The following is a 26,604-nucleotide window of genomic DNA, read 5'->3' as shown; positions in this document are numbered from 1 at the left end:
AACTATAGAGTCAATATATTTTTGATATTTTTTTTACAATGTTTAAAATTTTTGATACAAAAATAGGTATATCTTAGAATAACTAAGGTCATTCTAAGATATACCTATTTTTATACTATATATTAAATAATTTACATAAAGCATCAACTTTTTATATCATACATAAGTTTTTCAATATTTATTACCTTTTCATAAATGCATTACAGTTAAGGACTTTAATATTACTTAATATTTATAACAAAATATACCTTTATAAAATTATATAATTTAAAAATATCCTATAAAAAGTTAAAAAAGTTTTTCTACTTATTAAATCTAAAAATAAGCTTATTTAAAGGCATAAATATATTTAGTTTACTTATACCTCTAATATTTCATAAATTATGCCTCATTAGATTGACTTCTTAGCACGAATAAGTGTACTCTTAGATATGCCAGTCATCTTCACAACCTCTCTATAGGATTTAGAATTTAATAATCCCAATGCATATTGTATCTGTTGATTGCTGTATTTCTTTGGTCTACCATCTTTAAAATCTTTTTTCTTCCTAGCAAATTCTTTCCCTAATTGAGTACGTTCTATTATCATGTTTCTCTCAAGTTCTGCAACTGCAAGTAATGTAGTTAGAAAAAACTTGCCCATTGAAGTATTTTCTAAGAGACCTATATTTAAAATATGAACACTCACTTCTTTAGCGAACAAACCTTCTATTAGTTGTATCCCTTCTGATGTACTTCTCGCTAGTCTATCTAATTTAGTAGCAACAAGTAAATCTCCCTTTTTTAGAGATGATATAATTTTTTCAAATTTAGGTCTATTTGTAGTAGTACCTGTATAAGTTTCCTTTATTATTTTAGCATCATTATATTTGTTCAATATTTCTTGCTGTTGCTGATACAGACTGTTATTATCTGTTTGATTTTTTGTACTTACACGGCAATATCCATATATAATAATCATCACTTCCTAACATAAATATTTAGTACAGAAGTTACTCATAAGTCTGTATTTATTTATCTTTATCCATTTTACTAAAACGGTTTTTTAGTGTCAATACTGTTAACTTTTGACACCATAATAATTCCTTTATAATTTGTTTGACTATGTCAAAAATTACCAATATAATGAAATTAATGAGTCTATACAAATTGGAGGAAATAATATGAATAGTCTGTTAAAAGAAGCAATAGATGAATTAAAAAACATCCATTGCGGAGAAGTTTTTTTATTAAAAGAATTGTTCAAAGGCTATGAATGGAACAGGTTGGAGATGAATATCAGATTAAAATTAGGAAAGCTTTTTTTGTATGAAGTGGTAAGTAATCCCAATTTGAATGTAGAGGTCATAAATAAAAACTCTGCTTATCAGCAAATGTATAAAAAAAAATAATCACTTAAATGTATATAATAATATAATCTTCTTGTTGATTCAAAAGTTAAAACTTTTAATACAAAACAATCGTGCTATTTTAATATTTATCAATATGTCTAAGTTTATAGAATTAGTACATATAAATAGTATTGTTTAAATCACATTGTTTAAGATAGATAAATCTTAACCCTACTCCAGCATAAATACTAAAATAGGGCTTAGAATTATCTATATTTTTATCTCATAAAATGTTTAGCCCTTCCTCTTGATTGAACATATATATCTGGGGAAATACAATAAAAGCGTGAATTTATGAAATTTCCAAAGTCAGAAAACTTCAACTTAAACTTAGGTATTCCAAAGCTTTCAGGTGCTATCTCATCAACCCCAAAATAGATGACAATTCCACCATCTGTAAGATAAAAAGCTTGGTCTTCAGGTACAACTAATTCAACATTAGAATAATACATTTCTCTATTTTCATTTATTTGAGATTTTATATAATCAGTTATTATATTTATATAATCAACCCTATCTCTAAAAATATCACCAAGCAAAAGTTCCTTTCCAGTTGTCAAATCTATATTGTAATTATTCAATGTATTGTATTTAGGTCCAGAGTTATTAGTAAATCCCATAAGGTTTAATATCATACTTAGTACATAATTTTTATTAAAAGTAACTGCGTAATTAGTGGATACCCAATAACTTTGTTTTGGAAGTGAATTTTGAGAAGCTGCATTATTATATTCTTGTTCTTCTTCCTGCAAACCGTTTTTAAAATTATTTACAGTCATTCTTACAGCATTGTTTATGTTATTTAAAATAACTGGGTTTACGTACGTAGATTGATTTCTAATATTGTATATAACAGGATACTTTACATCATATGAAAAATACTTACTTCTTTCAAAGTCTTCATTAAATTGCACATATAATATATTATATGTACAAGTATTTGTGGATTGATAATTTTCCATTAAAATCCTCCCCCTTTTATAAAAAAATCAGATACAATATAATATGCTTAAAACAGTAATAATGTTAATAGTAAATGTAAAGAATAGAAAGTATCTAAAACAGCAAAAAATGACTAATTTTGTGGTATAATACATAGGATTGAGAGTTATTTTATAGGAGGAAAAATATGTTATTATTAGCAGATAAATGGAAAGATTATGAACTTATAGATATGGGAAATGGAGAAAAATTAGAACGTTGGGGTAATTATGTACTTAGAAGACCAGACCCACAAGTTGTATGGCCAATGGAATCTGAATGGGCTTTATGGAAAAACCCTCATGGACATTATCATAGAAGTAATAAAGGCGGAGGTCAATGGGAGCACAAAAAAAGATATCCAGAACAATGGACTATAAATTATAAAAACTTAAAGTTTCACATTAAACCAACTGGATTTAAACATACTGGATTGTTCCCAGAACAAGCAGCTAACTGGGATTGGATGATAGAAAAAATAAAGAAAGCTAACAGACCTATAAAAGTGTTAAATCTTTTTGCATATACAGGTGGAGCTACTGTAGCTTGTGCATCTGCTGGTGCAGAAGTATGTCATGTTGATGCTGCAAAAGGTATGGTTAATTGGGCAAAAGAAAACATAGAGTTATCAGGTCTTAAAAATCAAACAGTAAGATTTATAGTAGATGATGTTGTAAAGTTTGTTGAAAGAGAAATAAGAAGAGGTAAAAAATATGATGCAATAATAATGGACCCACCTTCTTATGGAAGAGGTCCTAAAGGAGAGGTATGGCAAATAGAAGAAAAGTTATATAGTTTTGTAGATTTATGTATGGGAGTTTTATCAGATAACCCTTTGTTTTTCTTGATTAATTCTTATACAACAGGTTTTTCTCCAATAGTTCTTGAAAATGTATTGTCTACAACAATAGGTAAGAAGACAAATACAGGAGATGTATATGGTGGAGAATTAGGAATACCAGCTTCCAGAGATGGTAAGATACTTCCTTGTGGTATATTTGGAAGATGGGAGAAAAAATAATGATAAAAGTCATATATGAAGATAACCATTTATTAGTTGTAGAAAAACCAGTTAACATATTATCTCAGGGAGATAATACTAATGATAAGGATATGGTAAATCTTTTAAAAGACTATATTAAAAAAAAGTATAACAAACCTGGAAATGTATATATTGGTTTAATACATAGATTGGATAGACCAGTAGGTGGAGTTATGGTTTTTGCAAAAACATCAAAGGCAGCATCTAGATTATCTGAGCAAGTGAGAAATAAGAGCTTCAAAAAAACCTATCTAGCTGTTGTTCATGGCAAGATAAAATCTAGTTCAGATACATTAAGGGATTTTTTATATAAGAATAAAAAGACTAATATGGTAACTGTAGTGAAAAAAAATCATACAGATGCCAAAGAAGCTGAACTTAACTATAAAGTATTAGACTTTAAAGAAAATTTAAGCTTAGTTCAAGTTAACTTAAAGACTGGTCGCTCTCATCAGATAAGAGTTCAATTTTCAAGCAGAAAACATCCATTATATGGAGACCAAAGATATGGAAAAGAAATAAATAAAGTTGGACAACAAATATCTCTTTGGTCCAATAAGATAGAAATCTACCATCCTACTACAAAAGAAAAAATGGAGTTTACATGCCATCCACCTGATAAATATCCATGGAATATATTTTAAATCTCAAATGAGGTGATTATATGAGTAAAAAATTTTCAATAGGTGAAATGTCAAAGCTTCATAAAATAAGTATACAAACACTAAGATACTATGACCAAATAGGTTTATTTAAACCTGTTCATGTTGATAAAGAAAGCAATTACAGATATTACTCAATTGACCAATTTTCACAATTAGATATTATAAAATACTTAAAGTATTTAGGTATGCCCTTAAAAGAAATTAAATCAAAGCTTGATGAAAATAATGAAGAAATTCTAAAGCTACTGACTAATAAAATTAATATAGTGGACGAAAAAATTAAAGAATTAGAACTAATAAAAAAAGTGCTAAGTGCAAAGAAAGAAACCATGGAAAAAGGTATGAAAGTGGATGAAGTCGGTAAAATAGTGAGAAAACATATCCCACGAAGAAGTATCTTATCTATAGAATATGAAGAAGGATTAAGTAATGAAGAAACTATGGAACTTTCCAGAAGACAAATAGCAAATATACTAGAAGATAATATATCTGTGTTTTATGGTGGAGTAAGTGGACTTGTATCTATAGATAAATTTTTAAAAGAAGATAAAGTTATTTATGACAATAGTTTTGTAACTGTTGAAAGAGATTTATTTGATATAAAATCACAAAAATATATAACAGAAATTTCAGCTGGTGACTTTATTTGTATGACATATAAAGGGTCTTACAAAGAAAACTATACTGCTTTTAAGAAACTAGTTGATTATGTTGAGTATAAAAGAATACCTATTGAAAATTATATATATGAAATACCTATAATAGACCCTCTGTCTACAAACAACGAAAAAGAACTTCTAACTGAAATTCAGATACAAGTTAAAAAAAGAGAAATTGACTTAAGATGCCTGGTATAGTAATTTAGTTTGCTTATAAATCTTAATATAGTTGTCTATTATCAATATACGGTTTCTCTGGATTGTGATTACTCACAGTGAACTTTTTAAGAAAACAGGTGGGAACATGGATAAAGCCAATTCCCACCTGTTTTTAATCAAGCCATATCATCACGAAGTGCGTCAATAATATTTTCTTTTTTTATTTTATTAATAGTATACAACATTGTAATGAACACAATAAATAGAACACTAAATATACTAATTCCGATACTAGCCCATGGAATCACAAAATCGATATCATCTGTAACCATTACTTTATGAATTAGCCAGGACGAAATTAATGCTATAGGAAGGCCGAAAATCAACGCCCTTATACCATAAAAAGCACACTCAAAATTCATCATCTTCTGGAAATCATGCTCAGACATTCCTACTGAACGAAGCATGGCAAGCTCTCTACGGCGTAGCTTGATATTAGTTTAAATTGTGTTAAACACATTGGCAATCGAAATCAGAGAAATCATAATTATGAAAGTATATGAAAACACATTGGCAATAAAAATGTAATTGCGATTCTCATCCATCATTCCATACATATTTGTTAAAAATGTTCATTAACGGTTCACCTTCCTATCATCACGCACTACTTTTCCATCTGAAATGCAGATAGTTTATCTGCCTGTAGGGCAATATTTTCATCGTGTGTGACAATGATGAGAGTCTGGTAATATTTGTTATGGCTTTCTTTTAGTAGATGGATAATCTCCTGTCCGTTTTTGCTGTCTAGGCTACCAGTAGGTTCATCTGCAAGCATAACTGCTGGTGCATTCATCAATGCACGACCAAATAGCAACACGTTGCTGCTGACCTCCAGAAAGCTGGTTTGGCAAATGTGTTTTTCTTTCTTTTAAGCCAAGTTATTCTAACAGTTCATTTAACCTTTCTTGGTTAACCTTACGCTTATCCATAAGTATAGGTAGAGTAATATTTTCCACCACATTTAACGTTGGTGTCAGATTGTGAAACTGATAAATCAATCCAACTTGTCACCTGCGGAAAATAGCAAGTTTTTCATTGCTCTGACCATATACATCCTGCCCCTCCAGATATATCTTTCCACTTGTTGGTACGTCAACGCCTGCGATGGAATGTAGCAATGTAGATTTACCAGAGCCAGAGGAACCAATGATTGCAGTAAACTCTCCTTTTTCAACAGTAAGTAAAACACGGTCGAGTGCAGTAACTTGGTTTTCATTCTTACCATAGACTTTGCATAAATCTTCAATTTTTAAAAATTCCATTATATAAGTCTCCTTTCATATTTTATAAATATATCATAGGACTTTCAATTTAAATCTCCCCAAATTTTTGTTCCTTTTGGTACATTAATTTGTAAAGTTATATTGTGTAGTTCCATGGGAATTAGAAATTGGTGAAGTGCAGCACTAATCAAATTATTTACATCAATTTCTTCTTTTTGAAAAACCACAATACCTGCATCCAAACGAGATAATTTTAAAAGTGAAGTAATCAACCAATCCATTCGCACAAGCAATTCCTCTGTTTCCCTTATCAAATCTTTTCTCTCCTTTTCATCAGGATTATTCTCTAACAATGACAAAATAAGAGTAACTGATGTAAGGGGAGTACGGAGTTGGTGGGCGATGTCAGCCAGTGAATCGGCAAGATATTCTTCACTTTGTAGAATGGAAAGTTCGCCTTCCTCTGATTCAGCGATATATAAGTGGTCAGCATTATGAAGCACAATATCGATTTGTTCTGAAATATGTGCAATGCTTTCGTATCGGTTTTTAGTAAACATGAAAAACACAGTTCCAAATGCAGTGGCAAGTATCCCAGTCATAACATTGATTGCAAATCCCAAAGTTACAGTAACAATAGTTATTAATAAAAATAAAATGGCAAACTTCTGAAACTCTTTATTTCGAAGCATACCCTACCCCCAATCTATACCCTGTCCCACGAACAGTCAAAATTATTTGTGGACTTGAAGGGTCGTCTTCTATCTTCTCTCGCAAGCGTTTGATGTACACAGTCAATGTATTGTCATTAACAAACTCGCCTGCTGCATCCCACAATTCGTCAAGCAATCTGACCCTTGTAATGATACTTTTTGGATTGCTAATAAACACCAACAACAAGCGGTATTCTAAAGCTGAAAGAAAAACTTCGTTACCGTTTTTTTTAACAACACCAGTTGACATATCGACATAAAGCCCACAGATTTCAAAAGCCGACCCAAAACGCTCACTTTTTCGTAGTGCTGTTCTAATTCGAGCAATCAATTCACGTGGACGAAAAGGCTTGGTGATATAATCATCCGCACCCATGTTAAGCCCAGTAACAACACTCGATTCATCTCCTGAGGCTGTTAGAAAGATAACCGGAATCTCTTGCTTTTCTTTAATTTCTGTGCAAATCGTAAACCCATTTCCGTCAGGCAAGGAAATATCAATCAGTGCCAAGTCAAATTTATTCTCAGCAATCTCTACAAGGGCTTCACTTCTTGTGGGTACATGGGTTACTATAAACCCTTCTGAGTCAAGCAAAAGAATAAGATTCTTGGCAATTGCTTTATCATCCTCAACCAAAAATATCCGTTTCATTTACTTTCACCCTCCTCTGTTTTATTAGTTTTATATCTTCCAGCAGAGTAATAATACACTACTATTTTATCTATTATTCCAAAATTTTCAGTAGTTTCTTTTGTTCTTATATAATCCATACATAACACCTCCATTGATTTATTATATTTCTTATAACAGAAATATACAATCTAGGACAAAAAACATAATGTAAGTGCAACTATTTTTTAACTCACTAACTTATAAACATACACTCCAACGCACGCCACCTCCCTGATGATGTGCTTATCAATCTACATGTTTACTATGGTACCCCCATGTTAGTATACGCTTTATAATCGATACTTGAAAAATTAAGCTCGATGTTTTATTATATACTTATATATACCTTATAATACGAGGTATATGATAAAATAAAGTAGGTGAATCTATGGACTTGAATAAAGAAGTACTTAAGGGTCATATTGATACTTTAATATTATCAATAATAAATAAAGGGGATTCATATGGTTATGAAATAGCAAAAGTAGTTAGAGATGAAACAACTTTTGAATTAAAGGAAAGTACTCTCTATGTATCTCTTAAAAGACTAGAATCTAAGGGTCTAATAAAATCATATTGGGGAAATGACCAAGGACTTGGAAGTAGAAGAAAGTATTACAATATAACAGATGAAGGAAAAGAAAATTTAGAATTAAAGATTCAAGAGTGGAACTTTATACAAAGCGTTATGAACAAATTTCTAAAGAGAGGGGAATAGATTTATGAAAATAATAGAAGAGTATTTAGAAGCACTATATAAAAATGATACTAGCAAAGAAATTCAAGATTTAAAAGAAGAATTAAAAGAACATCTAATAGATTCCACCAATGAATTTATTGAAAATGGATATGACATAAATGAAGCACAAAATAAGGCAATAGAAAGATTTGATGGCAGTAATGGAGTATCAGTAGAATTACGTTCAATCTTTAAACAAAAAATAGAACCTAAAAAAGTACTATTACGAAAATTATCAAATTCAAGAATTGTATTTTTAAATTTATTTGGATGGCTTCTTGCAGCTACTGCATATACAATAAATAGAGGTTTTGGTCATATAGCTCCACCATGGCTAATTATACTTTTAATAATATCAATAGTTATATTAATAATCTTAACTATTATAATTAAGGGATTAAAAAAGGAAATAGAAAATGATTACAATATATAGTTATATTGTAATATATTATTTATTCTTATAAACATATATTTTGAAAGGAGCTTTTTATATGGACAAAAAAATTCTATTAGAAAAATTTCTTGATACCTCAGGAGTTTCATATATCAATGAAAAATTGAATCTATTTAAGGATACTAAGTGGATTTCATTTGGCACTTATATAATGACTGTTGATAGTTTTTGTTATAGGGAGGATTCAAAGCACTATAATCCAATAATGGCTACCTTTGATTATGAATCAGAGATTTTTATAGTTAATGCCTTATACAAGGAAAATATCTATTCTATTAAAAGTAAAAAACTCTATAGGAATGTATCTAAAGGAGATAAGATAATTGTTACAATTAAATACTCTTATGATAAATATGAAAATCTTATACATGAAGAAATTCATGACTATCATCTCTATCCTCTATCTCTTGATTAAAATAAAAGGCTATAGCCTCTATAGCTAACGCCTTTAATTTAAAATACTTTAAATACTATATAATTTTCATAAAAGACTGTAAATAAATTTGTGTAAAATATATAAAATTTATCTACAGTCTTTTGTTATACAACATTTATAATCTCTTATAGAACAACTTTATCACTTCTACTCAGCTATATTATAAACTTTTAACTTATCTTTGTTTAAATGTTTCTTTTTAACTTCTACCAAAGCTTTTAGTGTATCCAAAGATGTCATTATTTCAGTAGAAAATTCAATGGCTGTTCTTCTCATTTTAAATCCATCCCTTGTAGAGTCATTTCCTTTAGTAGGTGTATTTATTACTATGTCAACTTGTTTATTTCTTATAGCATCTAGTATATTTGGTCTAGGCTCTTCAATTCTATTTACTATATCTGCCTCTATTCCATTTTCTCTTAAACTCTTAGCTGTTCCTTCTGTAGCAACAAAAGTATATCCTAACTCTTTCATATCTTTTGCTATCTCTATAAATTCATCTTTATCATGATTATTGACAGTAGCAAGTACTACCCCTCTTTCATCAGACATATGTCTACCTGCCGCCAAGAATCCTTTATATAAAGCTTCTTCTAAATTTTCTCCTACGCCTAGAACTTCTCCTGTAGATTTCATCTCAGGTCCTAGACTTACTTCAACCTTAGATAATTTAGACATTGAGAATACTGGCACTTTTACTGATACTAATTTTGGCTCTTTGTAAACTCCTGTACCATATCCTAAATCTTTTAATTTAGCCCCTAGCATACACTTAGTTGCTAAATCAACTATTGGTACTCCACTCACCTTACTTATATATGGAACTGTTCTACTAGCTCTAGGGTTAACCTCAATTATATATAATTCATTTTGGAATTCTATAAACTGTATATTAACCATACCAAGTACATTAAGGTCTAAAGCTATCTTCTTAGTGTATTCTACTATCTTTTCTTTTATTTCATCAGATATATTTTGGCTTGGATACATTGTTGTACTATCTCCAGAATGAACTCCAGCTCTTTCCAAATGCTCCATTATACCAGGTATCAATATATCTTCTTTATCACATATAGCATCTACTTCTATTTCTCTACCAGTTAGATATTTATCTATAAGTACTGGATTTTTATGGTCTCTATCAAATGCATCATCCAAATACTGAATTAATTTTTCTTCGTTATAAGTTATTTCCATACCTTGACCACCAAGTACATAAGATGGTCTAACTAATACTGGATAGCCTAACTCCTTAGCAATTCCAACACCTTCATTAGTTGTCCATACACCTTTTCCTTTTGGTCTATTTATATCTAGTCTTTCTAGTAAATCATCAAACTTTTCTCTATCTTCTGCTGCATCTATATCTCTAAAGTCAGTTCCCAATATAGGTATGTTTTTTTCGTGTAAGAACTTAGCCAATTTTATAGCTGTTTGCCCACCAAACTGTAATATTACACCTTCTGGTTTTTCTTTTTCGATTATATTTAAAACTTCTTCTTCTGTTAATGGTTCAAAATATAACTTATCTGATGTATCAAAATCTGTACTTACTGTTTCAGGATTATTGTTTACAATTATAGTTTCTATTCCCATTTTTCTTAAAGATTTTACACAATGAACTGAACAATAGTCAAATTCTATACCTTGACCTATTCTTATTGGACCAGAACCCAATACTATCACTTTTCTCTTATCACTAACAACTACCTCATCATATTGCTCATAAGTTGAATAATAGTAAGGTGATAGAGCTTCAAATTCTCCTCCACATGTATCAACCATTTTATAAACTGGCTGTATATTATATAGACTTCTTAATTCATATAATTTTTCTGGGCTTATCTTCATTAAGTCAGATATACCTTTATCAGAGAATCCTTTTTTCTTTAATTCATGTAGATACTCTTTATCTAGGTCTTCTATTTTTAGAACTTTTAATTTTTCTTCTTGCTCTACTATCCATTTAAATTTGTTTATAAACCACTTATCAACACCTGTTATTTCTGATATCATTTCTACTTTATAGCCTCTTCTTATCATTTCAGCTAAATCAAATAATCTCTCATCATCAGGTACTACAACTCTAGCCTTTAATTCTTCTAATGTTCTACCTTCTGATGGTGCATGAACCAACGAATATTTTCCTGTTTCAAGTGATCTTATCCCTTTAAGAATTGCAGCCTCAAAGTTACTACCGATACTCATGATTTCACCAGTTGCCATCATCTTAGTACCTAATTTTCTATTGGCATGTCTAAATTTATCAAATGGCCACTTTGGTATTTTTGCCACCACATAATCTAATGTTGGCTCAAAACAAGCATAAGTTTTTTTAGTCACTGCATTTTCTATCTCATCCAAAGTGTAACCTAAAGCTATCTTAGCTGCTACTTTTGCTATTGGATATCCTGTAGCCTTTGATGCTAAGGCTGATGACCTACTGACCCTTGGGTTTATTTCTATTATCGCATATTCTAAACTATGTGGGTTTAAAGCTATTTGAACATTACATCCACCTTGAACCTCTATTGCATTTATTATGTCTATTGATGCTTTTCTAAGCAATTGATACTCTTCATCACTTAGAGTTTGACTTGGTGCAACAACTATACTATCTCCTGTATGAACTCCAACTGGGTCTACATTTTCCATATTACATACAGTTATACAGTTCCCATTTCCATCTCTCATTACTTCATATTCTATTTCTTTCCAACCTTTTATACTCTTTTCAAGAAGAACTTGACCTACTGGACTTAATTGTAATCCATGTGTAAGAGTTTCTCTTAATTCTTCCTCAGTATCGGCTATACCTCCACCAGTTCCACCTAATGTATATGCTGGTCTTACAACTACTGGATATCCTATTTTGTTGGCAAATTCAAGTCCTGCTTCTAAATTTGTAACTATATCACTAACTATTACTGGCTGATTTATTTCTTTCATTACCTCTCTAAACAAATCTCTATCCTCGCCCTTTTTTATAGACTCTATAGATGTCCCTATAACTTTTACATTATATTTATCTAGTATACTAGCATCATGTAATTCTACAGCTAAGTTTAATCCTGTTTGACCACCCATACCTGCAAGTAAACTATCTGGTCTTTCTTTTTCTATTATTTTTTCTATAAATTCTATTGTTAATGGCTCTATATATATTTTATCTGCAATCTCTTTATCAGTCATTATCGTAGCTGGATTACTATTTACTAATACAACTTCAATTCCCTCTTCTTTTAATGCTTGGCAAGCCTGTGTTCCTGAATAGTCAAACTCTGCCGCCTGACCTATTATTATTGGCCCTGACCCTAATACTAAAGTTTTCTTTATACTATCTAATTTAGGCATAACTCATTCTCCTTATCTAAACAATTTTCACATCTCTTATCTTCATCATCTATATAATCAATTTTAATTACTTTATTTCATCTTAAATTTAAGTTTTCTCATTATATACATCTATATTAATTAAATCAATCTTTTTTGATTTAAGTTATTCTTATTTTTTAGTTATATATCCTAATATTATCTATTTTACTAACTCTAAAAATTTATCGAAAATATAGTCATTATCTTTTGGTCCTGGACAAGCCTCGGGGTGGTATTGAACACTGTATACATCTAGTTTCTCATGTCTCATTCCTTCAACAGTATTATCATTTAAATTTATATGTGTCACTTTCATGTGTTCAGGAACTTCTGAAACATAATACCCATGATTTTGAGAAGTTATAAAGACTTTTCCCTCTTCTAAATCTTTAACTGGGTGATTTCCACCTCTATGTCCAAATTTAAGCTTAGCAGTTTTTCCTCCAAGAGCTAAAGCTAAAAGTTGATGTCCTAAGCATATTCCAACTATAGGCTTTTTACCAATAAGAGCTTTTATATTTTCTATAACATCTTCTAAGTCTTCTGGGTCTCCAGGTCCATTTGACAAGAATATTAAATCAGGGTTTATACTTAATACATCTTCAGGAGATGTTGTAGCTGGAAATATTGTTACATCACATCCACGAGCTATAAATGACCTTAATATATTTCTTTTAACTCCAAAATCCATCACAGCCACTTTTGGACCATTCCCTTTTATATGCTCTACTTCTTTTCTTGTAACTGTTCTAACTGCTTCTGTATTTGAAAACTTATCCAATTTATGTTTAACATCTTCTAACTTGCTGTCTTCTAATGTAATTATACCTTTCATTGTTCCATTATTTCTAAGTATCTTAGTCAAAGCTCTTGTATCTATTCCTTCAAGACCGATAACTTTATTTTGTTTTAAATATTGGTCTATATCAATTTCACATCTAAAATTACTTGGAGAATCACTTTTTTCCCTTACTATGAATCCCTTTACTTGAACTTTTTCAGACTCTGCTGATGATAAATTTATACCATAATTTCCTACAAGAGGATAAGTCATAGTAACTATTTGACCATAGTAAGAAGGGTCTGTTAAAACTTCACCATATCCTATCATAGAAGTATTAAATACTACTTCTCCTACACTTTCTTTTAAATATCCAAATGCCTTTCCTATAAAAACTGTTCCATCTTCTAATATTAACCTTGCTTTCATATTACAGTACCTCCTAATAATTCTCTTTAGGCAAACTAAAGAACATTAACTAAATATTAGCTTTTAAATATCTATATATATTTTTCACTTTTACATTCTAGTTTTATACTTATTTACATTTATTTTTTATCTTTTTCTATTATACTACAAATTTCTTAAAAAAAAGAAGTTATCTCAAAAGTAAAAACTCATAGAAAAAATAACTTCTTCTTTTTAATTTAATAATTAAATTCTTAAACTATACAATCAACTTAATCTCTATTCAGCTATATTGTAAACTTTTAACTCATCTTTATTTAAGTGCTTCTTCTTAACCTCTACCAAAGCTTTTAATGTATCCAAAGATGTCATTATTTCAGTAGAAAATTCAATAGCTGTTCTTCTTATTTTAAATCCATCCCTTGTAGAGTCATTTCCTTTAGTTGGTGTATTTATTACTATATCAACTTGTTTATTTCTTATAGCATCTAATATGTTTGGTCTAGATTCTTCTACTCTATTTACTATATCTGCCTCTATTCCATTTTCTCTTAAACTCTTAGCTGTTCCTTCTGTAGCAACAAAAGTATATCCTAACTCTTTCATATCTTTTGCTATCTCTATAAACTCATCTTTATCATGATTATTGACAGTAGCAAGTACTACCCCTCTTTCATCAGACATATGTCTACCTGCTGCCAAGAATCCTTTGTATAAAGCTTCTTCTAGGTTTTCTCCTACACCTAGGACTTCTCCTGTAGATTTCATCTCAGGTCCTAGACTTACTTCAACCTTAGATAATTTAGACATTGAGAATACTGGCACTTTTACTGATACTAATTTTGGCTCTTTGTAAACTCCTGTACCATATCCTAAATCCTTTAATTTAGCCCCTAACATACACTTAGTTGCTAAATCAACTATTGGTACTCCACTCACCTTACTTATATATGGAACTGTTCTACTTGCTCTAGGGTTAACCTCAATTATATATAATTCATTTTGGAATTCTATAAACTGTATATTAACCATACCAAGTACATTAAGGTCTAAAGCTATTTTTTTAGTATACTCTACTATCTTTTCTTTTATTTCATCAGATATATTTTGGCTTGGATACATTGTTGTACTATCTCCAGAATGAACTCCAGCTCTTTCCAAATGTTCCATTATACCAGGTATTAATATATCTTCCTTATCACATATGGCATCTACTTCTATTTCTCTACCAGTTAGATATTTGTCTATAAGTACTGGATTTTTATGGTCTCTATCAAATGCATCTTGTAGGTATTGAGATAATTTTTCTTCGTTATAAGTTATTTCCATACCTTGACCACCAAGTACATAAGATGGTCTAACTAATACTGGATAACCTAATTCATTAGCAACTTCAATACCTTCGCTAAGTGACCATACACCCTTTCCTTTTGGTCTATTTATATCTAGTCTTTCTAGTAAATCATCAAATTTTTCCCTATCTTCTGCTGCATCTATATCATCAAAGTCAGTTCCCAATATAGGTATGTTTTTTTCATGTAAGAACTTAGCCAATTTTATAGCTGTTTGCCCACCAAACTGTAGTATTACACCTTCTGGTCTTTCTTTTTCGATTATACTTAAAACTTCTTCTTCTGTTAATGGTTCAAAATATAACTTATCTGATGTATCAAAATCTGTACTTACTGTTTCAGGGTTATTGTTTATGATTATAGTTTCTATATCCATTTTTCTTAAAGATTTTACACAGTGAACTGAACAATAGTCAAATTCTATACCTTGACCTATTCTTATTGGACCAGAACCCAATACTATCACCTTTTTCTTATCACTAACAACTACCTCATCATATTGCTCATAAGTTGAATAGTAATAAGGAGATATAGCATCTATCTCACCTGCACAAGTGTCAACCATTTTATATGCTGGTTTTATATTATATAGACTTCTCAATTCATATAATTTTTCTGGGCTTATCTTCATCAAGTCAGATATACCTTTATCAGAGAATCCCTTTTTCTTTAATTCAAGAAGATAATCTTTAGTTAAATCTTCAATTTTCATAACTTTTAGTTTTTCTTCTTGCTCTACTATCCATTTGAATTTATTTATAAACCATTTATCTATACCTGTAATTTGCTCTATCATTTCTACTTTATAGCCTCTTCTTATCATTTCAGCTAAATCAAATAATCTCTCATCATCAGGTACTACAACTCTTTTCTTTAGTTCCTCAATACTTCTCTCTTCAGATGGTGAGTGAACTAATGAATATTTTCCTGTTTCAAGCGATCTTATTCCCTTAAGAATAGCAGCTTCAAAGTTGCTTCCTATACTCATGATTTCACCAGTTGCCATCATCTTAGTTCCTAGTTTTCTATTTGCTTTTTTAAATTTATCAAAAGGCCATTTTGGTATTTTTGCCACCACATAATCTATAGTTGGTTCAAAACAAGCATAAGTTTTTTTAGTCACTGCATTTTCTATCTCATCCAAAGTGTAACCTAAAGCTATTTTTGATGAAACTTTAGCTATTGGATATCCTGTAGCTTTTGATGCTAAGGCTGATGATCTACTAACTCTTGGATTTATCTCTATAACTGCATATTCAAAACTATGTGGGTTAAGTGCAAATTGAACATTACATCCACCTTGAACTTGTACTGCATTTAATATATCTAAAGATGCTTTTTTAAGCATTGCACATTCTTTGTTACTTAAAGTTTGAGTTGGGGCAACAACTATACTATCTCCTGTATGAACTCCAACTGGGTCTATATTCTCCATATTACATACGACTATACAGTTTCCTTTTGAATCTCTTATTACTTCATACTCAATTTCTTTCCAACCTTTTATACTCTTTTCAATTAATACTTGTCCAACTGGGCTTAATTGTAGTCCATGTGAAAGTATCTCTCTTAACTCTTCCTCATTCTCAGCTATACCTCCACCAGTTCCGCCTAGTGTGTATGCTGGTCTTACAACTACTGGATAACCAATTGTAAGTGCATAATCAAGACCTGCTTGTAAGTCTGTAACTATATCACTAACTATTACAGGCTGATTTATTTCTTTCATTACTTCTCTAAATATATCTCTATCTTCACCTTTTTTGATAGATTCTACTGAAGTACCTATTATCTTTACTCCATATTTACCTAGTATGCCTTTTTCATAAAGTTCAACTGCTAAGTTTAGACCTGTTTGACCACCCATACCTGCAAGTAAACTATCTGGTCTTTCTTTTTCTATTATTTTTTCTATAAATTCTATTGTTAATGGTTCTATATATATTTTATCTGCCACTTCTTTATCAGTCATTATTGTAGCTGGATTACTATTTATTAATACAACTTCTATTCCCTCTTCTTTTAAAGATTGGCAAGCTTGTGTTCCTGAATAGTCAAATTCTGCCGCTTGACCTATTATTATTGGTCCTGACCCTAATACTAAAGTTTTCTTTATACTATCTAATTTAGGCATAAATTTTTCTCCTTATCTAAATGGTTTTTACTATCTGTAAATAATACTTCAATCTATATTAATGCTAAGAATTTATTAAATATACAATCTAAATCTTCTTTTGTTGTGTATTCTGGAATGTACTGAACACTATATATTGGTAATTCCTTATGTCTCATTCCTTCTATAGTATTGTCATTTAAATTTATATGAGTTACCTCTGTATTTTCTGGCATTTCTGAAACATTATATCCATGATTTTGAGAAGTTATAAATACTTTTCCAGTTTCTAAACATTTAACTGGATGATTTCCTCCTCTATGTCCAAATATAAGCTTTGAAGTCTTTCCTCCTAATGCCAATGCTAAAATTTGATGTCCTAAACCTATTCCTGTCAGTGGCTTTTTACCTACTAAATTTTTTATATTTTCAACTATATCATTTACATCTTCTGGATTTCCTGGTCCATTAGATAATAATATTAAGTCAGGATTTATATTTAAAATTTCTTCTGCTGTAGTCATTGCTGGTACTATAGTTATATCACAGTTACAAGCTTTAAGAGACTCTAGCACACTATTTTTAACACCAAAATCTATAACTACAACCTTAGCACCAGTACCTTTAATATTTTCAATTACTTTTCTTGTAACATTTTTTACTGAACCCTTGCTACAATGCTCTGCCAACTTAGATTGAACATCTTGCAATGATACATTTTCTAAAGTTATAATTCCTCTCTTTGTTCCATTGTTTCTAATGGTTTTAGTTAGTGCTCTTGTATCTATTCCTTCAAGTCCTATTACCTTATTTTGCTTTAGATATGTATCTATATCCATCTCACATCTAAAATTATTTGGGTTATCACTTTTTTCTCTTACAACAAGTCCTTTTACTTGTACTTTATTTGATTCAACATCTTCTAAATTTATTCCATAGTTTCCTATAAGTGGATAAGTCATAGTAACTATTTGTCCGTAATAAGTTGCATCTGTCAATAACTCTCCATATCCAGCCATTGAAGTATTAAATACAACTTCTCCAACAGCTTCCTTTAGATATCCAAATGCTTTTCCTTCAAATACTGTTCCATCTTCTAAAATTAATTTCCCCTTCATGTAAGCTACCTCCCAAATATTTTATCTAAGCATTTTCTATTTCTTTTACAATATTAATAGCTGATTCTCTTGGATTTTCTGCTTTTGTTATAGGTCTTCCAACAACTAAGTAATGAGCGCCTCTTTTTATTGCATCTGATGGAGTTACAACTCTTTTTTGGTCTCCAACCTCTGCTGATTTAGGTCTTATTCCTGGGCAAACTGTTATAAAATCAGTTCCACATGCTTCTACTATCTTATCTACTTCTTGTGCTGAACAAACAACCCCATCTATTCCGGATTCTTTTGCCAGTTTAGCTCTCTTTATAGCTAACTCTTCTGTTGTCATATTACATCCTATGTCCTGTAAATCTTGATTGCTTAATGAAGTTAGAACTGTTACTCCTACTACTAAGGGCTTTTCTATATTTAATCTTTCTGCTTCTTCCTTAGCAACTAATGCACATTGTCTCATTCCTTCCATATCTGATACATGTATTGTCATCAGCCAAACATTATCTGTCACTGCAGCTCTCACCGCACTTTTCATAGTATTTGGGATATCATGGAATTTAAGGTCTAAAAATATTTTTTTACCTTTTTCTTTAAGATAATCTATTGTTTTACCTTTTGTTGCAACATATTGCTCTAGCCCTACCTTAAATATATCTACACTATCTTCTAATCTGTCTATTAATTCTTTAGCTTTATCAAATTCGTCAGTATCAATTGCAACTATTAGCTTTTCTTTACCATTTATCATTTTTACATCTCCTTTTTAATAAAGCCTAAATACTCATAAAAAAATCCTCACACCAAAAGAGGCACAAGGATTTTATCTATACATAACTCTATTCATTAGCTATGAGATATCTTTCCCAGTCTCTCTGGACTAGTTTAAAAGACTTTATTATATTTAAATTTTTATTTTATACTCATCAAAAACCTCTAGAAGATTTACTAGAGGTTATATATTAACACTATCTATAACCCTTTAGTCTCTCTGGACTAATTTAAGGAATTTAGCTGTAATATTTTTCTTTATTTCATATAACTTTATGTATCTTTTTAAGATACATAAAGTTATATCTTTTTTATAATTAAACCACTAATTGCTTTTTATGTCAATAAGTCTTTGAATTATTCTTCATCTTTATCAAACAATTTTTTTTCAAAATAAGACTCTGCATTATATATCGCAGCAGCTGGATTATGCCCAGTTACTCTATCTTTGACAATTAGAGTTGTTATAGGAGCTTCCATATATTTCATGGCTAAGGTATCGTGACCAACACATAATCCAAGAATTACATTAAGGTCAACCTTAGCTTCATTTAAAAATAAAGCCTGTCCTATTGGATTACACATTATTTCATCTGCACACTTTGATATTGTTTGAGATGCATCTAGTCCAATTGTACTTTTAGGCATTGCTCCATTTTTACATATAACAGAAAATACTTCAAAACCATGATGTTCAAATATTTTTTGTACTGTTTGCATTTCTCTTTTTAATCCAATACAAAATGCTATACCAATTTTTTTATAACCACACTTCTTTGCAAACTCTATAATCTCTTTTAGTCTAGTATATTGACAATATCCTTCTGTTTCAACTAGTCCAGCATTATAAGCTATTTTTCTATTTTCTTCCTCTTCATAAAGTTGTTTTGCTTTTTGTTGTAATTCAACCTCTCTAGTTGGACATATCTTCATTAGCTTCTCCATATTTCCATCAGAACAGCCTCTAAGATTACATTTCCCACACTTATACATATTCAATATTCCCCTTCCAAAATCTTATTCATCTTGTGATTCTTCTTTTTCTAGACTCACATTTTCTTCTTGGACTTCTTCTTCTTGTTTAACATGCTCAATTACAGTTATAAAATATGATTTCCCTATTTTATTCCTTATAGGAAGCTTTTCATATGAAACATCTATTTTATTTTTTATACAAGCTATATCAAAGTGCCTTAAACCTACACCTAAACTAACTTTATTCATATCTTCACAATGTTTCTTAGGTTTTTTTTCAAATAAATGAAGACCTCGTTCATTCTTATGGAAATACCACGGTTGAGAATTTTTTACAGATGGAGCTCTCCTTGTCAATTCTAATATTTCTTTCCACTTTCTATTCCTATTTATCTTATTTATCATATCTTTTACTGGTTTTCTATCAGGTCTAGCATATCTTGTTCTAAATAAATCTTCATTTTTTGCTGGATATCCAAAAGCTATTATTATATAAGGATTCTCTATTTCGTTTTCGTCTTCTTCTTCTGTTTTTATTCCAGCTAAATAATCTAAATCATCTTCTTCATCTTCTTCAGAGCTTTTATCCCCGATATCCACAAATTCTAAGATATCTTCTCTCTTTAAGTTTCCTTCCAGCCAACAAGTAGCTACACCCAATGTTGTAAGACGTAAAACTACACCTTCTGTAGCGAAACCTATATTTTGTAAATAGTCTTCACCTTTATTTGATGTAACCACTATATAATGGGGTGCTTTTACCTTACACTCCTTACCCATTAAAAAATGGATTATATGACCTCTGTCAACAACATGTGCTTTAATATTTAAATCTTCATTTAAGTATTCTAAATTTTTACAACTTCTTTTTATTTCTTCCATTAATGGCTTTTTTATCTTCTTACTGGAAAAATTTCTTACAGATTTTCTATAAAAAATGGCTTCATAAAGCTCCATTTATGCCCTCCTAACTGAAATCTTCTGACGTATAAACTCTATAAATTTATATAAATACTTTATATTCTTTATAGTTTTATTTCCTTTTTCCTCCTGCTCTATTTTGAAGTTCATAAGAATATCTACTCTAGTTTAATATAGCAGTCCAAAGGCTTAAATTCGACCTCGTCAATGTCTACATATTAGCACAATTTTTTTATTTGATTTTCTATGCTAATTTAAATAACCACACTAGCGATTACTTTTATAATTAAGCTTTGCCAGAAAAATTTTTTTTCATTTATAAATATCTATCTCATTATTATATTATAAGTTTTTTTCGGTATTCTTGTATAGCTTTTCACTAAAAAAGTATTTTTATTTCTACTTTAATACTATTATCAACAAAAAACATACTGCTTAAATAAGCTTACTATCTTAATAATCTGTTTTAATTAAAATATATATTTTTTATTTCTCAATCCATAAAGTATAAATATTTTAAATATGACCCAAAATCTAAGTAAAGTTATAATATTTTATAAGTTGTTTAATATTAAAAATCTAAGTAATGTTATAATAACTTATAAGTTATTCAATATTAAAAATATAGGAGGATAGATATGAATTTAAATAGAAATTTAGAAAAATACGCTGAGTTAGCAATAAAAGTCGGAGTCAACATACAACCAGGTCAATCTTTACTTATAAAGTCACCAATAGAATGTGCTGATTTTGCAAGAAATGCACTTAAAGAAGCATATAAATGTGGAGCTAAAAATGTATATATAGAGTGGTCTGATGAAGAAAGTACCCTTATTAAGTATTTATATGCTCCAGATGAGACATTTCATGAATTCCCAAAATGGACAGCAGAACAATATGTGGATATAGCAAAGGAAGGTGGAGCATTCTTATCAGTCTATGCCCAAAATCCTGACTTACTAAAAGATGTTGACCCTGAAAGAGTTGCAAATTTTCAAAAGGCGTCTGGGAAGGCTTTAAAAGAATGGCGTTCTTACACTCTAACTGATAAATGTAAATGGAGCATAGTTTCTGTACCAACAAAAGATTGGGCAAAAAAAGTATTCCCAAATTTATCAGAAGATAAAGCAATAGAAAAATTGTGGGATACTATATTTAAGTGCTCAAGGGTAGATGGTCAGGACCCTATAAAGGCATGGGAAGAACATAATGAAAATCTTAAGTCTAAAATGGATTTTCTAAATAAAAATAATTTTAAAACTTTAAAATATAAATCCTCAAAAACTAATTTGACTCTAGACTTACCAAAGGGTCATATCTGGTTAAGTGGAGCATCTAAAGACCCTAATGGAATAAGCTTTAATCCTAATATTCCAACTGAAGAGATTTTTGGAATGCCACATAAGTTTAAAGTGAATGGAACTGTTTATAGCACAAAACCTCTTGTTTATGGTGGAAACATAATAGACAACTTCTTCTTAACCTTTAAAGATGGTAAAATAATAGATTTCTCTGCTGAAAAAGGATTCGAGACGCTAAAGAAACTTATTGAAACGGATGAAGGTTCTCATTATTTAGGAGAGGTTGCTCTTGTCCCATACAACTCTCCCATATCTGATACAAATACAATCTTTTATAATACTTTGTACGACGAGAATGCTTCTTGCCACTTTGCAATTGGTTCTGCTTATAAAACTTGTCTAGAAGGTGGAAATAATTTAAAAGATGAAGAATTAGATGAATATGGTGTAAATGATAGTTTAACACATGTAGATTTTATGGTTGGTTCTGCTGATATGGATATTATTGGAGAGACTTATGATGGAAAGCAAATACAGATTTTTAAAAATGGTAACTGGGCTTTTTAACATATGCTTTTAACTAAAAAGGGCTGATGGAAGTTATACCAGACTTCCCAGCCCTTTTTAATGTTGATGATAAATATTTTTTATATTAATTAATCTCATTATTATAGATTAATTCCTATTGTTTTAAACATAAGTATCTAAAACTTATATTTATATTATATATAAAATATCCTATTTAGTAAAACCTTTATTTTAATTTACATGCTAAAAATTTAACTTTGCTATTTCAACAGCAGATTTTGCATCTTTTGAATAATAATCAGCACCCATTTCTTCAGCATACTCTTCTGTTAGAACTGCACCACCTACAAATACTTTTGCATTTATCTCATTATCTTTTAATGCCTGAATTGTATCTTTCATACTTTGAACAGTTGTAGTCATAAGTGCACTTAATCCTACTAATTTTATATTTCTTTTTTTAGCAACTTCCACCACTTCTTCAATTGGAACATCTTTACCTAAGTCTATAACTTCATAGCCATAATTTTCTAACATTATTTTTACTATATTTTTTCCAATATCATGAATATCACCTTTTACTGTAGCAACTATTATTTTTCCTTTAGATACATTATCGCTATTTTTACTTAATAGGATTTCCTTTATTGTATTTAATGAAGCTTTTACTGTTTCTGCTGATTGAATCAATTGTGGTAAAAATATATCTCCACTATCATATCTTTTTCCTACTTTATCAAGGGCAGGAATTAAAATCTCATCTAATATATAATTTTCATCCTTCTCTTTTAAAAGATTCAGTGTTACATTTTTTGCTTCGTCTTTTAATCCTCTTTCAACTAAGACATCTAGTGGCAAATCTTTATCAATTTTCGTAGTAGAATCCGATTTCTTTGAATTATTTATATTACTATATTGACTTATATAGTTTATACACCCTTTATCTGTGTTATTTAATATTTTAAAAGAATTAATAGCTTCCATCATACTATACTCATTTGGATTTATAATTGCTAAATCAAGACCTGCTCCTAAAGCTAATGTTAGAAAAGAAGCATTAAGTGCTTTTCTATTTGGAAGACCAAATGAAATATTTGAAACACCTAATATAGTTTTTACTCCTAGTGTCTTTACCATTGTTATAGCCTTTATAGTCTCTATTGCTTCTTCTTGTTGTGCTGAAACAGTTAGTGACAAGCAATCTATAAATATATCTTTTGGCTTTATTCCATAAGAAACTGCTCTATTAACTATTTTTTTTGCTATTTCAAATCTTTCTTCAGCCTTTTTAGGTATCCCCTTTTCATCAAGTGTAAGACCAACCACACAAGAACCATACTTTTTGACTATTGGTAATATACTTTCTAAAGACTCTTCTTTGCCATTTACAGAGTTTACTATTGTCCTTCCATTATAATATCTAAGACCTTGCTCTAAGGCCTCTACATTGGAAGAATCGACTTGTAAAGGTGTATCGACTACTGCCTGAATCTCTTTTATTAATTTTGGCATTAATTTTTTTTCATCTATCTCTGGAAGACCAACATTCACTCCAAGTATTTGTGCTCCAGCATTTACTTGTTTTAGACCTAAATTTATAGCATAATCCACGTTTTCGTTTTTCAATGCTTCTTGTAAAGATTTTCTACCTGTAGGATTCAATCTTTCTCCAATAACTATAGGTGATTCTATTTCTACAAATTTTGATGGTGAACAAACTACACACTTATCAATTTTCTCGATACTTCCTTTGGTAACAGAACTTATATTTTCAGATATTTCTCTTATAAAGCTTGGATTCGTACCACAACATCCACCTATTATAGTAGCACCAACCTCAACAAACTTTTTAACTCCTTCAAAAAACTCTTTTGCATCAACATCATATATAGCCTCCCCATCAACTATGTTTGGAAGACCTGCATTTGCTTGAACCATTACAGGTATTGTAGCTCTTGATACTATTTTTTCAACTATTGGTAAAAGTTGTTTAGGTCCTAGCGAACAGTTTACTCCTATTGCATCTACACCTAATCCTTCTATAGTAGCCACCATACATTCTGGCATACATCCAGTAAAACTTCTTCCACCTTCATCAAATGTCATAGTACAGAAAACAGGTAAATCAGAATTTTCTTTAGCTGCTAAAACAGCTACTTTAGCTTCATATAAATCCATCATTGTCTCTATTACTATTACATCAACTCCAGACTTAACACCTTGTAGCACTTGCCTTTTAAGTATTTCATATGCCTTATCAAAACTTAAAGTCCCCATAGGCTCTAGCATTTCACCTATAGGACCAATATCCAATGCTACATATCTTGGTTTAGTATTATCTACATTTTCTATAGCTTTTCTAGCCACTGAAACAGCATTATCAATTACTTCTTCTACAGTATACTTACTATCTAATTTTAATTCATTACATCCAAAAGTATTCGTAAGTATTACATTTGAACCTGCCTCTAAATATGCTGTATGTATTTCTATAAGTTTTTCTGGATTTTGAAGACCAAATACTTCTGGATTTTCACCTAACTTTAACCCTTTCTGTTGAAGCATTGTCCCCATAGCACCATCAAATATTAATATATTATCTTTTAGATACTGTCTTATTTCCACAAGAATTCGCTCCTTTTCTATATGTACAATTTCTATAGTTTTTACAATTTTCACACGATTTTTCTTTCTTAGATTCATTTATTTTTGCATTAGAAATACCTATTATAGCCACTACCGATTTTCTTGGTATCATAATGCCATTGGAAGTAATCGTTAGACCTATTTGTTTTTGAGCATTTAAAATATTTAATATATCTATATTTTTCTCTATTGGCAAATCCCCATATCCTGGGCTATATCGCATGGTTATAAATTTATTTTGTTTTAAAAAAACCTTTTCTACATTATCTTGAACAATGTCACACACTTCTTCTATTGCTGTTGTTCCACATGAATCAATTATTAGTCCTTTTGTTAAATCTGAATAAGAATGTCTCCTTATTTCTTTTTCTATATCTATTCCTATAGTAGCTGCCATAACTACACATTCATTACATTCTTTTAAAAGTTTATATATGTCATTACTCTCTAAAGCTAAATTTGTCCCCTCTAATTCTACAATATTATCTTTATTTATCTTAATAGGATAAATCCTAGATAGATATCTAGGATTTATTTTATTTTTAGTTATAGTTATACATTCATCAATAGTATCTTTAAGGTCTTTATCTATCTCTTGACCTTTGTATTGTAAATATCTTAAAACTTCACTTTGATTTATGTTTATATTTTCTCTTCCAATTAAATTATTCTCCATATATATTCAAAGAAAATCCCTTATCTAAAACATCTTTTGCGTATTCTTTTGCTCCAAATAAAGATAAGTCTTTGTAGTTTCCACATTCTATAGCTGTAGCTGCTGGCATTTTATCTGATTCAAGAACTTTTTTTAATGCCTCTTCTAAACCAATCTTAACTGTATTGGCATCCACATCTCCCCATAGTATTAAATAAAATCCTGTTCTACATCCCATTGGAGATAAGTCTATTACACCATCTAGTGTATCCCTTAAATAAGTCGCTAAAAGATGCTCTAGACCGTGCATAGCAGCAGTTCCAAAACTTTCTACATTTGGCTGTAAAAATCTCAAATCAAATTTAGTTACTTTATCTCCCTTTACTCCATCAAGTACACTACACTTTCTTACAAAGGGAGCTTTTACTTTTGTATGGTCTAGTTTAAAACTTTCTACTTTTTCCATTATTTAAT

General features: G+C 30.1%; 24 protein-coding genes and 1 pseudogene. 8 read left to right on the top strand and 17 right to left on the bottom strand.

The genetic code is table 11. The annotated features are described in order from the left end of the window. Window positions 1-391: 391 nt before the first annotated feature. On the bottom strand, window positions 392-961 hold the full coding sequence (locus KGF42_RS08140) for a recombinase family protein (protein ID WP_079740218.1): 570 nt from the start codon (window positions 959-961) through the stop codon (window positions 392-394). A gap of 202 nt (window positions 962-1,163) precedes the next feature. On the opposite strand from KGF42_RS08140, the gene KGF42_RS08135 reads away from it, so the two are divergent. Continuing rightward, on the top strand, window positions 1,164-1,391 hold the full coding sequence (locus tag KGF42_RS08135; protein WP_054275421.1) for a single-stranded DNA-binding protein: 228 nt from the start codon (window positions 1,164-1,166) through the stop codon (window positions 1,389-1,391). A gap of 218 nt (window positions 1,392-1,609) precedes the next feature. On the opposite strand, the gene KGF42_RS08130 is transcribed toward KGF42_RS08135, so the two are convergent. Continuing rightward, window positions 1,610-2,353, bottom strand: coding sequence for a DUF3298 and DUF4163 domain-containing protein (locus tag KGF42_RS08130; RefSeq protein WP_227820883.1), 744 nt, complete (start codon window positions 2,351-2,353; stop codon window positions 1,610-1,612). A 167-nt stretch (window positions 2,354-2,520) separates the two neighbouring features. Here KGF42_RS08130 and KGF42_RS08125 point away from each other — a divergent pair, with 167 nt between their 5' ends. From KGF42_RS08125 to KGF42_RS08115, 3 genes are read left to right on the top strand one after another with little or no spacing between them, the layout of a single operon-like run. Continuing rightward, window positions 2,521-3,393: a class I SAM-dependent methyltransferase gene (locus KGF42_RS08125; protein WP_227820884.1), complete on the top strand. Its 873-nt coding sequence runs from the start codon at window positions 2,521-2,523 to the stop codon at window positions 3,391-3,393. Continuing rightward, the gene (locus tag KGF42_RS08120) at window positions 3,393-4,058 is read left to right on the top strand and encodes an RluA family pseudouridine synthase (RefSeq protein ID WP_227820885.1); all 666 of its coding nucleotides are present in this window, start codon (window positions 3,393-3,395) and stop codon (window positions 4,056-4,058) included. Before KGF42_RS08125 ends, KGF42_RS08120 begins: the two co-directional genes overlap by 1 nt. Before the next feature lie 20 nt (window positions 4,059-4,078). Then, complete coding sequence (locus KGF42_RS08115; protein ID WP_107595752.1) at window positions 4,079-4,936, top strand: MerR family transcriptional regulator; 858 nt, start codon at window positions 4,079-4,081, stop codon at window positions 4,934-4,936. Between the two features lie 137 nt (window positions 4,937-5,073). Here KGF42_RS08115 and KGF42_RS08110 read toward each other — a convergent pair whose 3' ends face one another. From KGF42_RS08110 to KGF42_RS19825, 5 genes and pseudogenes are all read right to left on the bottom strand, one after another. Further along, window positions 5,074-5,391, bottom strand: coding sequence for an FtsX-like permease family protein (locus tag KGF42_RS08110; RefSeq protein WP_413927002.1), 318 nt, complete (start codon window positions 5,389-5,391; stop codon window positions 5,074-5,076). A 170-nt stretch (window positions 5,392-5,561) separates the two neighbouring features. Continuing rightward, window positions 5,562-6,219 (bottom strand): annotated as a pseudogene (locus KGF42_RS08105) (ABC transporter ATP-binding protein). A gap of 44 nt (window positions 6,220-6,263) precedes the next feature. Then, the gene (locus KGF42_RS08100; protein ID WP_413927001.1) at window positions 6,264-6,872 is read right to left on the bottom strand and encodes a sensor histidine kinase; all 609 of its coding nucleotides are present in this window, start codon (window positions 6,870-6,872) and stop codon (window positions 6,264-6,266) included. Next, window positions 6,859-7,545, bottom strand: coding sequence for a response regulator transcription factor (locus KGF42_RS08095; protein WP_054275429.1), 687 nt, complete (start codon window positions 7,543-7,545; stop codon window positions 6,859-6,861). The genes KGF42_RS08100 and KGF42_RS08095 overlap by 14 nt, the downstream gene beginning before the upstream one ends. Continuing rightward, window positions 7,542-7,664 carry a hypothetical protein gene (locus KGF42_RS19825; protein ID WP_054275430.1) on the bottom strand — a complete coding sequence of 41 codons (123 nt, stop codon included), beginning with the start codon at window positions 7,662-7,664 and terminating at the stop codon, window positions 7,542-7,544. Before KGF42_RS19825 ends, KGF42_RS08095 begins: the two co-directional genes overlap by 4 nt. A 290-nt stretch (window positions 7,665-7,954) precedes the next feature. Between KGF42_RS19825 and KGF42_RS08090 the strand changes: the two genes are divergently transcribed. From KGF42_RS08090 to KGF42_RS08080, 3 genes are read left to right on the top strand one after another with little or no spacing between them, the layout of a single operon-like run. After that, window positions 7,955-8,284 (top strand): PadR family transcriptional regulator, encoded by a 330-nt coding sequence (locus tag KGF42_RS08090; protein WP_227826096.1) that lies wholly within the window; start codon window positions 7,955-7,957, stop codon window positions 8,282-8,284. Between the two features lie 4 nt (window positions 8,285-8,288). Next, on the top strand, window positions 8,289-8,738 hold the full coding sequence (locus KGF42_RS08085) for a permease prefix domain 1-containing protein (RefSeq protein ID WP_054275432.1): 450 nt from the start codon (window positions 8,289-8,291) through the stop codon (window positions 8,736-8,738). Window positions 8,739-8,796: 58 nt separating this feature from the next. Next, entirely contained in the window at window positions 8,797-9,174 is a 378-nt protein-coding gene (locus KGF42_RS08080; protein ID WP_054275433.1) for a hypothetical protein, read from the top strand. A 168-nt stretch (window positions 9,175-9,342) separates the two neighbouring features. On the opposite strand, the gene carB (KGF42_RS08075) is transcribed toward KGF42_RS08080, so the two are convergent. The 7 genes from carB (KGF42_RS08075) to KGF42_RS08045 form a co-directional block, all read right to left on the bottom strand. Beyond that, the gene (carB, locus tag KGF42_RS08075; RefSeq protein ID WP_227826095.1) at window positions 9,343-12,549 is read right to left on the bottom strand and encodes a carbamoyl-phosphate synthase large subunit; all 3,207 of its coding nucleotides are present in this window, start codon (window positions 12,547-12,549) and stop codon (window positions 9,343-9,345) included. A gap of 181 nt (window positions 12,550-12,730) precedes the next feature. Further along, a complete protein-coding gene (gene carA / locus KGF42_RS08070) occupies window positions 12,731-13,780 on the bottom strand; it encodes a glutamine-hydrolyzing carbamoyl-phosphate synthase small subunit (protein ID WP_227820888.1) in 1,050 nt (349 codons plus the stop codon). A 258-nt stretch (window positions 13,781-14,038) separates the two neighbouring features. Continuing rightward, complete coding sequence (gene carB, locus KGF42_RS08065) at window positions 14,039-17,245, bottom strand: carbamoyl-phosphate synthase large subunit (RefSeq protein ID WP_227820889.1); 3,207 nt, start codon at window positions 17,243-17,245, stop codon at window positions 14,039-14,041. Window positions 17,246-17,298: 53 nt separating this feature from the next. Further along, a complete protein-coding gene (carA, locus tag KGF42_RS08060; RefSeq protein ID WP_227826094.1) occupies window positions 17,299-18,342 on the bottom strand; it encodes a glutamine-hydrolyzing carbamoyl-phosphate synthase small subunit in 1,044 nt (347 codons plus the stop codon). Between the two features lie 25 nt (window positions 18,343-18,367). Further along, window positions 18,368-19,084: an orotidine-5'-phosphate decarboxylase gene (gene pyrF, locus KGF42_RS08055; protein ID WP_227820891.1), complete on the bottom strand. Its 717-nt coding sequence runs from the start codon at window positions 19,082-19,084 to the stop codon at window positions 18,368-18,370. A gap of 377 nt (window positions 19,085-19,461) precedes the next feature. Further along, complete coding sequence (locus KGF42_RS08050; protein WP_227826093.1) at window positions 19,462-20,097, bottom strand: DUF1847 domain-containing protein; 636 nt, start codon at window positions 20,095-20,097, stop codon at window positions 19,462-19,464. Window positions 20,098-20,121: 24 nt separating this feature from the next. Beyond that, on the bottom strand, window positions 20,122-21,036 hold the full coding sequence (locus tag KGF42_RS08045; protein ID WP_227826092.1) for a nitroreductase family protein: 915 nt from the start codon (window positions 21,034-21,036) through the stop codon (window positions 20,122-20,124). Window positions 21,037-21,638: 602 nt separating this feature from the next. On the opposite strand from KGF42_RS08045, the gene KGF42_RS08040 reads away from it, so the two are divergent. Next, the gene (locus KGF42_RS08040) at window positions 21,639-22,868 is read left to right on the top strand and encodes an aminopeptidase (RefSeq protein ID WP_227826091.1); all 1,230 of its coding nucleotides are present in this window, start codon (window positions 21,639-21,641) and stop codon (window positions 22,866-22,868) included. Window positions 22,869-23,072: 204 nt separating this feature from the next. On the opposite strand, the gene KGF42_RS08035 is transcribed toward KGF42_RS08040, so the two are convergent. From KGF42_RS08035 to KGF42_RS08025, 3 genes are read right to left on the bottom strand one after another with little or no spacing between them, the layout of a single operon-like run. Continuing rightward, window positions 23,073-25,454, bottom strand: a complete 2,382-nt coding sequence (locus KGF42_RS08035) for a homocysteine S-methyltransferase family protein (protein ID WP_227826090.1) — start codon at window positions 25,452-25,454, stop codon at window positions 23,073-23,075. Then, window positions 25,426-26,151: a vitamin B12 dependent-methionine synthase activation domain-containing protein gene (locus KGF42_RS08030; RefSeq protein ID WP_227826089.1), complete on the bottom strand. Its 726-nt coding sequence runs from the start codon at window positions 26,149-26,151 to the stop codon at window positions 25,426-25,428. The genes KGF42_RS08035 and KGF42_RS08030 overlap by 29 nt, the downstream gene beginning before the upstream one ends. Further along, complete coding sequence (locus KGF42_RS08025; RefSeq protein WP_227820897.1) at window positions 26,141-26,596, bottom strand: S-ribosylhomocysteine lyase; 456 nt, start codon at window positions 26,594-26,596, stop codon at window positions 26,141-26,143. Before KGF42_RS08025 ends, KGF42_RS08030 begins: the two co-directional genes overlap by 11 nt. Window positions 26,597-26,604: the final 8 nt, after the last annotated feature.

This window comes from Clostridioides sp. ZZV15-6383 (assembly GCF_020657735.1).
In the GTDB taxonomy this organism is placed as follows: Bacteria; Bacillota; Clostridia; order Peptostreptococcales; family Peptostreptococcaceae; genus Clostridioides; species Clostridioides difficile_D.
Note: the sequence above shows the minus strand (reverse complement) of the source record. Positions and strands in the feature narration are given on the sequence as shown.

What these genes read in the sequence shown, in the direction of transcription:
- KGF42_RS08030 (WP_227826089.1), bottom strand. Translation starts at nt 26,151, where the DNA reads ATGGAGAATAATTTAATTGGAAGAGAAAATATAAACATAAATCAAAGT.
- KGF42_RS08025 (WP_227820897.1), bottom strand. Translation starts at nt 26,596, where the DNA reads ATGGAAAAAGTAGAAAGTTTTAAACTAGACCATACAAAAGTAAAAGCT.
- KGF42_RS08095 (WP_054275429.1), bottom strand. Translation starts at nt 7,545, where the DNA reads ATGAAACGGATATTTTTGGTTGAGGATGATAAAGCAATTGCCAAGAAT.
- KGF42_RS08140 (WP_079740218.1), bottom strand. Translation starts at nt 961, where the DNA reads ATGATTATTATATATGGATATTGCCGTGTAAGTACAAAAAATCAAACA.
- KGF42_RS08080 (WP_054275433.1), top strand. Translation starts at nt 8,797, where the DNA reads ATGGACAAAAAAATTCTATTAGAAAAATTTCTTGATACCTCAGGAGTT.
- KGF42_RS08085 (WP_054275432.1), top strand. Translation starts at nt 8,289, where the DNA reads ATGAAAATAATAGAAGAGTATTTAGAAGCACTATATAAAAATGATACT.
- KGF42_RS08100 (WP_413927001.1), bottom strand. Translation starts at nt 6,872, where the DNA reads ATGCTTCGAAATAAAGAGTTTCAGAAGTTTGCCATTTTATTTTTATTA.
- KGF42_RS08120 (WP_227820885.1), top strand. Translation starts at nt 3,393, where the DNA reads ATGATAAAAGTCATATATGAAGATAACCATTTATTAGTTGTAGAAAAA.
- KGF42_RS08115 (WP_107595752.1), top strand. Translation starts at nt 4,079, where the DNA reads ATGAGTAAAAAATTTTCAATAGGTGAAATGTCAAAGCTTCATAAAATA.
- pyrF (WP_227820891.1), bottom strand. Translation starts at nt 19,084, where the DNA reads ATGATAAATGGTAAAGAAAAGCTAATAGTTGCAATTGATACTGACGAA.
- KGF42_RS08135 (WP_054275421.1), top strand. Translation starts at nt 1,164, where the DNA reads ATGAATAGTCTGTTAAAAGAAGCAATAGATGAATTAAAAAACATCCAT.
- carB (WP_227820889.1), bottom strand. Translation starts at nt 17,245, where the DNA reads ATGCCTAAATTAGATAGTATAAAGAAAACTTTAGTATTAGGGTCAGGA.
- carA (WP_227826094.1), bottom strand. Translation starts at nt 18,342, where the DNA reads ATGAAGGGGAAATTAATTTTAGAAGATGGAACAGTATTTGAAGGAAAA.
- KGF42_RS08130 (WP_227820883.1), bottom strand. Translation starts at nt 2,353, where the DNA reads ATGGAAAATTATCAATCCACAAATACTTGTACATATAATATATTATAT.
- carA (WP_227820888.1), bottom strand. Translation starts at nt 13,780, where the DNA reads ATGAAAGCAAGGTTAATATTAGAAGATGGAACAGTTTTTATAGGAAAG.
- KGF42_RS08040 (WP_227826091.1), top strand. Translation starts at nt 21,639, where the DNA reads ATGAATTTAAATAGAAATTTAGAAAAATACGCTGAGTTAGCAATAAAA.
- carB (WP_227826095.1), bottom strand. Translation starts at nt 12,549, where the DNA reads ATGCCTAAATTAGATAGTATAAAGAAAACTTTAGTATTAGGGTCAGGG.
- KGF42_RS08125 (WP_227820884.1), top strand. Translation starts at nt 2,521, where the DNA reads ATGTTATTATTAGCAGATAAATGGAAAGATTATGAACTTATAGATATG.
- KGF42_RS19825 (WP_054275430.1), bottom strand. Translation starts at nt 7,664, where the DNA reads ATGGATTATATAAGAACAAAAGAAACTACTGAAAATTTTGGAATAATA.
- KGF42_RS08090 (WP_227826096.1), top strand. Translation starts at nt 7,955, where the DNA reads ATGGACTTGAATAAAGAAGTACTTAAGGGTCATATTGATACTTTAATA.
- KGF42_RS08045 (WP_227826092.1), bottom strand. Translation starts at nt 21,036, where the DNA reads ATGGAGCTTTATGAAGCCATTTTTTATAGAAAATCTGTAAGAAATTTT.
- KGF42_RS08050 (WP_227826093.1), bottom strand. Translation starts at nt 20,097, where the DNA reads ATGTATAAGTGTGGGAAATGTAATCTTAGAGGCTGTTCTGATGGAAAT.